Raw genomic sequence first — 6842 nt, forward strand, 5'->3', positions numbered from 1 at the left:
CCTCTCGCGTCGCTCAGCGGACGGTGCCGACCAGGTGCGGACGGCCGGTCCGCGCGTCGTGCAGGGCGAAGTCCCAGGCCGGGGTGGCGCTGAACGCCACGGTGCTCGGCAGCGGCACCGGCAGCTTGAACGCCACGTCCACCGTGTACGCCTCGGGCAGCCGGCTCTCCAGCGCCGCCAGGCAGCGGGCCTTGCTCCACATCCCGTGCGCGATCGGGCGGGGGAAGCCGAGCAGCCGCGCCCCCAGCCGGGAGGTGTGGATCGGGTTGTGGTCGCCGGAGACCCGGGCGTAGTCCGTACCGACCCGGGGCTCGACCCGCCACCGGGCGGTGGCGGCCGGCGTCGCGGGCCGCTCACCCCGGTCGCGCCGCCCACCGCCGCCGGGGGTGCGTTCCCTGCCCAGGTACGTCGAGACGCCCCGCCAGACCTCCTCGCCGCCGATCAACCCGACCAGCACGACGTCGATCTGCCGCCCCCGCTCGTGCGGTCGCAGGTTCTCCGCGTGGGTGACGAAGTCCAGCGTCTCGCCCGCCTCGATCGGGCGGTGCACGGTGATCCGGTTGCCCACGTGCACCACGCCGGCCAGCGCGATGGGGAAATCCGGTGTGGTCATCAGCCGCAGCGCCAGCGGAAAACCCAGCACGTGCGGGTACGTCGCCGGCAGCCGGTCGGCCAGCCGGAAGCCGCAGACCCGGTCGTAGTCGGCCAGCTGCGCGCGGTCCACGGTGATCCCGGCGACGGCCAGCTCCACCTGCGGCGGGGCGTCCGGGCGGGCGGACCGGCCGATGACCGGCACCGCGTCGCGCAGCGCCCGCCGGTAGAGCGCGCCGGGCGCCGGCATCCGGGGCAGCTCGACTCGCGCCCGCGCCGCCGGGGTGGCATGCGCGGACAGGTCCTTCGTCGCGTACCCGGACAGGTCGTGGGTGGCTTCCACGCTCACGTCGTACCTGGACGTGCCGGCGGCGCGGACGGCGGCCAGCTCCTCGGCGGAGATGACCTCCGTCGGCCCGTCGATCAGCTCGTGGACCGAGAGGTCCTCGGCCGGGCCGTCCTCCGGCCGGTCCTTCCTCTTCGCCATCACGCCCCCAGCAGGCTCTGGCCGCAGACCCGGACCACGTTGCCGCTGACCGCGCCGGACGCCGGCCAGGCCAGCCAGCCGATCGTCTCGGCCACGTCCACCGGCAGGCCGCCCTGGGACATGCTGTTCATCCGCCGCCCCGCCTCGCGTAGCACCAGCGGGACGCGCGCGGTCAGCCGGGTCTCGATGAACCCGGGGGCGACCGCGTTGACGCTGATCCCACGCTCGTGCAGCGCCGGGGCCAGGGACTCGACCAGCCCGATCACGCCCGCCTTGCTGGTGGCGTAGTTGGTCTGGCCCCGGTTGCCGGCGATGCCGGCGATCGAGGAGACCGAGACGATCCGCCCGCCGGCCGGGATCAGGTCGCGCGCCAGCAGCACGTCGTTGATCCGCTCCTGGCTGGAGAGGTTGACGTCGAGCACCGAGTCCCAGCGGTCGGCGTCCATCCGGCCGAGGGTCTTGTCCCGGGTGATGCCGGCGTTGTGCACCATCACGTCGACCCGGCCGTGCCGCCCGGCGATGTGGTCGGCGAGCCGGGTGGGGGCGTCCGGGGCGGTCAGGTCGAGCTGGACGGCGCTGCCGCCGATCTCGTTGGCCACCTCGGCCAGCTCGTCCCCGGCCGCCGGGACGTCCAGGGCGACGACCCGGGCGCCGTCACGGGCGAGCACCCGGGCCAGCGCGGCGCCGATGCCCCGCGCCGCCCCGGTGACGAGGACGACCTGCCCGTCGAGCGGGCGGTCCCAGTCCGCCGGCGACTCGGCGGTGCCGGCGCCGACCCGGACCACCTGCCCCGAGACGTACGCGGACCGGCCCGAGAGGAGGAAGCGGAGGGTCGATTCGAGACTGGTGAGGGTGCCGGCGTCGCCGTTTCTGGTCACGTACACGAGTTGGGCGGTGACGCCGCGGCCGAACTCCTTGCCGATGCTGCGGGTCAGTCCCTCCAGGGCCCGCTGGGCGGTCGCCTCGCGGGGGGAGCCGCACTCGGCCGGCGGGGTGCCCAGCACGATCACCCGGCCGCTGGGCAGCACCGAGCGGGCCTGCGGGTGGAAGAAGTCGTACAGCTGGCGCAGGCCGGTGGAGTCGGTGATGCCGGTGGCGTCGTACACCAGGGCGCCGAAGCGCGCCGAGCCGTCGACGGCGGCGGAGTCGCGCAGCTCGACCCCGGCGGCGGTCAGGATCTTGCCGACCGGCTCGGCGAGCCGGCCCCCGGTGGCCGCCCCGAGCAGCACCGGCCCGGGGACGAGCGGGTCGCCGGGGGTGTGCCGGCGCAGTCGCGGCGGGTCGGGCAGCCCGAGGCGCTTGACCAGCGCGCGGCCGGCCCCCGATTGGACGAAGCTCGCGTACCTGTCGGTCATAGGCGTAGCCTACTGGCCAGTAGGTTGTGGGCAAGTCCTGAAACGGAGGCGGGATCGTGCAGAGCATCCGGCGGGTCGCGGTCATCGGCGGCAACCGCATCCCCTTCGCCCGGTCCAGCTCCCGCTACGCCAGCGCGTCCAACTCGGACATGCTCGGCGCGGCGCTGGACGGGCTGGTGGCCCGGTTCGGCCTGGCCGGGCAGCGGGTTGGCGAGGTGGTCGCTGGGGCGGTGCTCAAGCACGCGAAGGACTTCAACCTCACCCGCGAGGTGGTGCTCGGCTCGAAGCTCGACCCGCACACCCCCGCGTACGACATCCAGCAGGCCTGCGGCACCGGCCTGGAGGCGGCCATCCTGGTGGCTAACAAGATCGCTCTCGGGCAGCTCGAGGTGGGCATCGCCGGTGGCGTCGACACGACCTCCGACGCGCCGCTGGCGATCAACGAGGACATGCGCCGTACGCTGCTCAAGCTCAACTCCGCCCGCACCCTCGGCGAGCGCCTGAAGATCGCCGCGAAGCTGCGGCCGCACCAGCCGTTCAAGCCGGAGATCCCGCGCAACGCCGAGCCACGTACCGGGCTGTCGATGGGCGAGCACGCCGCGAAGACGGCGCTGCGCTGGCAGATCGATCGGCAGGCGCAGGACGAGCTGGCGCTCCGGTCGCACCAGCGGCTCGCCGCCGCGTACGACAGGGGCTTCTTCGACGACCTGCTCACGCCGTACCTCGGGCTGACCCGGGACCAGAACCTCCGCCCGGACACCACCCTGGACAAGCTCGGCTCGCTCAGGCCGGTCTTCGGCGCGAAGGGCCCGGACGCCGACGAGGCGACCATGACCGCGGGCAACTCCTCCCCGCTCACCGACGGCGCGTCGGCCGTGCTGCTGGCGTCGGAGGAGTGGGCGCGGGAGCACCACCTGCCGGTGCTGGCCTGGTTCTCCTGGTCCGAGACGGCCGCCGTCGACTTCGTGCACGGCGACGAGGGGCTGCTGATGGCCCCCGCGTACGCGGTGCCCCGGATGCTGGCCCGGGCCGGGCTGACGTTGCAGGAATTCGACTACTACGAGATCCACGAGGCGTTCGCCTCGCAGGTGCTGGCCACCCTCGCCGCCTGGGAGTCGCCGGAGTTCTGCAAGGACCGGCTGGGACTGGACACCCCGCTCGGGTCGATCGACCGGGACCGGCTCAACGTCAACGGTTCCTCGCTGGCCGCCGGGCACCCGTTCGCCGCCACCGGCGGCCGGATCGTCGCCACCCTGGCCAAGCTGCTCGCCGAGAAGGGGAGTGGGCGGGGGCTGATCTCGATCTGCGCGGCCGGCGGGCAGGGCGTCACGGCGATCCTGGAGCGCTGAGGCGTTTCCCCCCGGGGCTGCCCGCTCGTCGGTGAGGACGCCGCACCTCTTTCGGGGCAAAGAGCACGAAGCCTCACATTCAGGCTGTCACCCCACGACGATGAAGGCGTCCATCGGGAGGTTGGGAGTGGATCGGCACGAGGTGCGCAACGCCCTGCTGACGACGGGACTGTCGCCGGACGCCTTCGAGCTGGAGGGCGTGCACGAGCACGTGCCGGTCCCTCCCGACTTCTGGTTCCTGCGCCGGTCGTCGGGTGGGCGGTGGGAGATCGGCCTGTACGAGCGCGGGACGCGCGACGTGCGGCAGGTCTTCGACACCGAGGAGCAGGCGTGCGCGGGACTGTGGCGGGCGCTCACCGGCCGTCCCGCGCCGCCCTGACCGCCGCTGCCGACGTTGATTCACTCCAGGTCGGCGATGTGGCGATATCGGAGCGCTCCGCATCCCGCCGTATCGCCGACAGCGAGTCGATCAACCTGTCCGTCGCCCGGTCGCAGCCAGCCGAGGAAGCGGGCATACAGGTCTCCGGCGGGGTGGTGGCGCAGGTCGGAGGACGCGTCCGCCAGGTGCAGGCCGAGGTACACGCCGAGGGCGGCGCGGTTCCCCGCGTAGTCCCTGAGCAGCCTTTCCCGCCGGTCGGGGCAGGGCCACGGCCGGCCGCAACCGGCACACTCCCAGCCGGGACGGACCGGCACATGCGCGGCCGGAGCGGGGACCGGCCGGAGCCGGACCGCCTCCAGCTTGGCGAGCACCCGGCGCTGACGCGGCCCGGAGGGGTGCCCCAGCTCGACACCCCGCAGGTGGATCCAGATGCCGTCGCTGTGCCGCTCCCGCCGGCCCAGCTCCACGATCCGCAGGGTCAGTGTGCCCAGCCCATAGCAGTAGTGCTGCTCTGACAGCGCGACGACATCGCCCACCCGGAAACGGATCGGCGGGGGTGCCGTCACGGGGTGACCCAGGCGTCCGACCCGACTGCGGGCGCGCCGAGCCGGAGCATCCAGACGAAGGTCAGCAGCGGTGCACGCCGGGGCATCGTCCGCCGCTGCGGCCCGAACCAGTTACGCCTGCCGGCCCGGCGGCGCCGCGGCTCCTCGGCGGGAAGCACCGGCCGACCCAGGTCGACCAGGCGGTTCGCCGCCGCGTTCGCCGGCCGGCACGGCCCGGGGATCAGACAGACCACGCAGAGGTTGCTCTCCGAATCCGGTACGTGGCTGCTCAGGATCTCGCGTGCCGCCTTCGCCTCCGCCTCGTCGCGGTGCCACCGTTGGCCAATCGTTGACTGGTAGACGCCCATTCCTCGCTCCTGTCGGCGAGGGGCGGACGCACGGCTCACCTCGGGCCGCGTGCCCGTCCCGTCACGGGCCGGCGTCGTTCGTCGGTCGACGCGACGCCGGTGTTGGCCGGGGAGCGGTCACGCCGGACGCGCCACGCCACCGCCCGGGCACGCGCGTCAGCGCCGCCGGGTGGTAGACAGGAGGGGAGTCGTTCCCCGGGACGCGATCCGCGTGATTGCTCCCCTCGACTCGTGCCGGACCGGGAGTGGGAGAGGCCGCCAAACCGACCCACCCCGGTCCGTTTTCTTCGGCTGAGCGACAAGCTCGGCCGACACCACTGACTCTGTTGCCGCTCCGGTGGAACACCGGAGCTCTTCTTAGATCTTTCCGATGTGAATCATTCACATCGGATGTCGAGCATGCAATCACACCGCATCGTGTAGTTCAACCCTCACCATGCGTTTTGTGTCCCTTGATCTCGCTGACCGCCGCGCGGAGACTGGGCGCCATGGTGGATAGGCGGGACCGGCGGACTCCGACGCTGCGTGGCCGGCAGTTGGGCATCGATCTGAAGCGCCTACGGACCGCGGCTGGGCTGACCGCGGATCAGGCCGCCGATGCGCTCGGGTGCTCGCAGGGCAAGATCTCGCGGATCGAACTGGCCCAGACGGGCGTCAGCAAGGGTGATCTGTTCCTGATGCTCGACCTCTACGGCCTGACCGACGCTGCCGTAAAGGAGCGCTACTGGCGGCTGGCCCGAGAGGCGCGGGGCCGTGGCTGGTGGGAGGACTACCGGGAGGTGATTACCGGAGGCCTCAGTACGTACATCGCGTTCGAGGCTGAGGCGTCGGAACTGCGCACCTGGTCGTGGGGCACGATCAACGGCCTGCTCCAGACGGACGACTACGCGCGAGCGACCTTCACCGGCGAGCCGGCGGGACGCAATCGATCGGCCGACGAGGTCGACAAGCTCGTCGAGGCGCGGATGGCACGGCAGCGGCGTCTCGACAACCGATCGCTCAAGCTGTGGGCGGTTCTGGACGAGTCCCTGCTGTACCGGCCCATTGGCGGGCGCGACACCCTAAAGGCGCAGCTCGACTTCCTGCTGAAGCCGCAGAACAACATCGTCATCCAGGTCCTGACCCAACAGACGGTCTGGCACGCCGGCCTCAACGGCGCCTTCAGCCTGATGACCTTCGCCGATCACCCGCCAGTCGTGTTCCTGGAGTCCCTGAGCGGTGACCTCAGCGTCGAAGGTGAGAGGGACGTGAAGGGGTTTACCCTTGCCTTCGACTACCTCCGCGCGGCAGCTGCCAGCGTCGAGGAGTCCCGAGAGCTGATCGCTCAGGCGCGCGACATGACCTAGGAGGGCGGGCGGCCGTGGACCTGCGAGGTGTCATCTGGCGCAAAAGCAGTCGGTCCAGCGGTGGCGGAAACGGCGACTGCGTCGAGGTGTGCTTTGCTGGCGATGTCGTTGCCGTCCGGGACTCTAAGGATCCGGAAGGTGAAGTTCTGGCCTTCTCGGCTGCCTCTTGGCGAACTTTCATCGCTGGGTCTGCGGGCGGTGCCTTCCGGCGCTAATGATCTAGGGACCCTTGGTGGGCACGGATCACGGCGGAGGTTCCGAAGCTGCAAATTGGGAGGAGTAGGGCAAACTCCCAATCCTTAAATCCCCCTGGCAACGAGGCTTGTCTAAGAGCGACCGGCAATTGGGCCGTAGGTTCGGTCAGAAGATCAGATCGGGGCAGCAAGCGGGCACAGGCATCAACGATCATGTGAGTTCTCTAC

Annotated in this window: 8 protein-coding genes; 4 read left to right on the top strand and 4 right to left on the bottom strand. The window is 71.6% G+C overall.

Annotated features, from left to right (window positions below; translation table 11 throughout):
* Positions 1 to 13 precede the first annotated feature (13 nt).
* Both ABZ807_RS08125 and ABZ807_RS08130 read right to left on the bottom strand, forming a co-directional pair.
* Positions 14 to 1078 (bottom strand): MaoC/PaaZ C-terminal domain-containing protein, encoded by a 1065-nt coding sequence (locus ABZ807_RS08125; protein WP_357154173.1) that lies wholly within the window; start codon positions 1076 to 1078, stop codon positions 14 to 16.
* Positions 1078 to 2433 (bottom strand): 3-oxoacyl-ACP reductase, encoded by a 1356-nt coding sequence (locus tag ABZ807_RS08130; RefSeq protein WP_357154175.1) that lies wholly within the window; start codon positions 2431 to 2433, stop codon positions 1078 to 1080. The genes ABZ807_RS08125 and ABZ807_RS08130 overlap by 1 nt, the downstream gene beginning before the upstream one ends.
* Before the next feature lie 56 nt (positions 2434 to 2489).
* On the opposite strand from ABZ807_RS08130, the gene ABZ807_RS08135 reads away from it, so the two are divergent.
* Together ABZ807_RS08135 and ABZ807_RS08140 are read left to right on the top strand one after the other, a co-directional pair.
* Positions 2490 to 3782, top strand: coding sequence for an acetyl-CoA C-acetyltransferase (locus ABZ807_RS08135; protein ID WP_357154177.1), 1293 nt, complete (start codon positions 2490 to 2492; stop codon positions 3780 to 3782).
* A gap of 127 nt (positions 3783 to 3909) precedes the next feature.
* Complete coding sequence (locus tag ABZ807_RS08140) at positions 3910 to 4161, top strand: hypothetical protein (protein WP_357154179.1); 252 nt, start codon at positions 3910 to 3912, stop codon at positions 4159 to 4161.
* Between the two features lie 20 nt (positions 4162 to 4181).
* Here the strand turns inward: ABZ807_RS08140 and ABZ807_RS08145 are convergent, their stop codons facing one another.
* Together ABZ807_RS08145 and ABZ807_RS08150 are read right to left on the bottom strand one after the other, a co-directional pair.
* Positions 4182 to 4727, bottom strand: coding sequence for a hypothetical protein (locus tag ABZ807_RS08145; RefSeq protein ID WP_357154180.1), 546 nt, complete (start codon positions 4725 to 4727; stop codon positions 4182 to 4184).
* On the bottom strand, positions 4724 to 5074 hold the full coding sequence (locus ABZ807_RS08150) for a hypothetical protein (protein ID WP_357154181.1): 351 nt from the start codon (positions 5072 to 5074) through the stop codon (positions 4724 to 4726). The genes ABZ807_RS08145 and ABZ807_RS08150 overlap by 4 nt, the downstream gene beginning before the upstream one ends.
* A 452-nt stretch (positions 5075 to 5526) precedes the next feature.
* Between ABZ807_RS08150 and ABZ807_RS08155 the strand changes: the two genes are divergently transcribed.
* Complete coding sequence (locus ABZ807_RS08155) at positions 5527 to 6420, top strand: helix-turn-helix transcriptional regulator (protein WP_357154183.1); 894 nt, start codon at positions 5527 to 5529, stop codon at positions 6418 to 6420.
* A gap of 14 nt (positions 6421 to 6434) precedes the next feature.
* The gene (locus ABZ807_RS08160) at positions 6435 to 6635 is read left to right on the top strand and encodes a DUF397 domain-containing protein (RefSeq protein WP_357154185.1); all 201 of its coding nucleotides are present in this window, start codon (positions 6435 to 6437) and stop codon (positions 6633 to 6635) included.
* Positions 6636 to 6842 lie beyond the last annotated feature (207 nt).

Source organism: Micromonospora sp. NPDC047548, assembly GCF_040642975.1.
In the GTDB taxonomy this organism is placed as follows: Bacteria; Actinomycetota; Actinomycetes; order Mycobacteriales; family Micromonosporaceae; genus Micromonospora.

Bases quoted from the DNA above. Each gene is read 5' to 3' on its own strand.
- ABZ807_RS08125 (WP_357154173.1), bottom strand. From the start codon at position 1,078: ATGGCGAAGAGGAAGGACCGGCCGGAGGACGGCCCGGCCGAGGACCTC.
- ABZ807_RS08150 (WP_357154181.1), bottom strand. From the start codon at position 5,074: ATGGGCGTCTACCAGTCAACGATTGGCCAACGGTGGCACCGCGACGAG.
- ABZ807_RS08130 (WP_357154175.1), bottom strand. From the start codon at position 2,433: ATGACCGACAGGTACGCGAGCTTCGTCCAATCGGGGGCCGGCCGCGCG.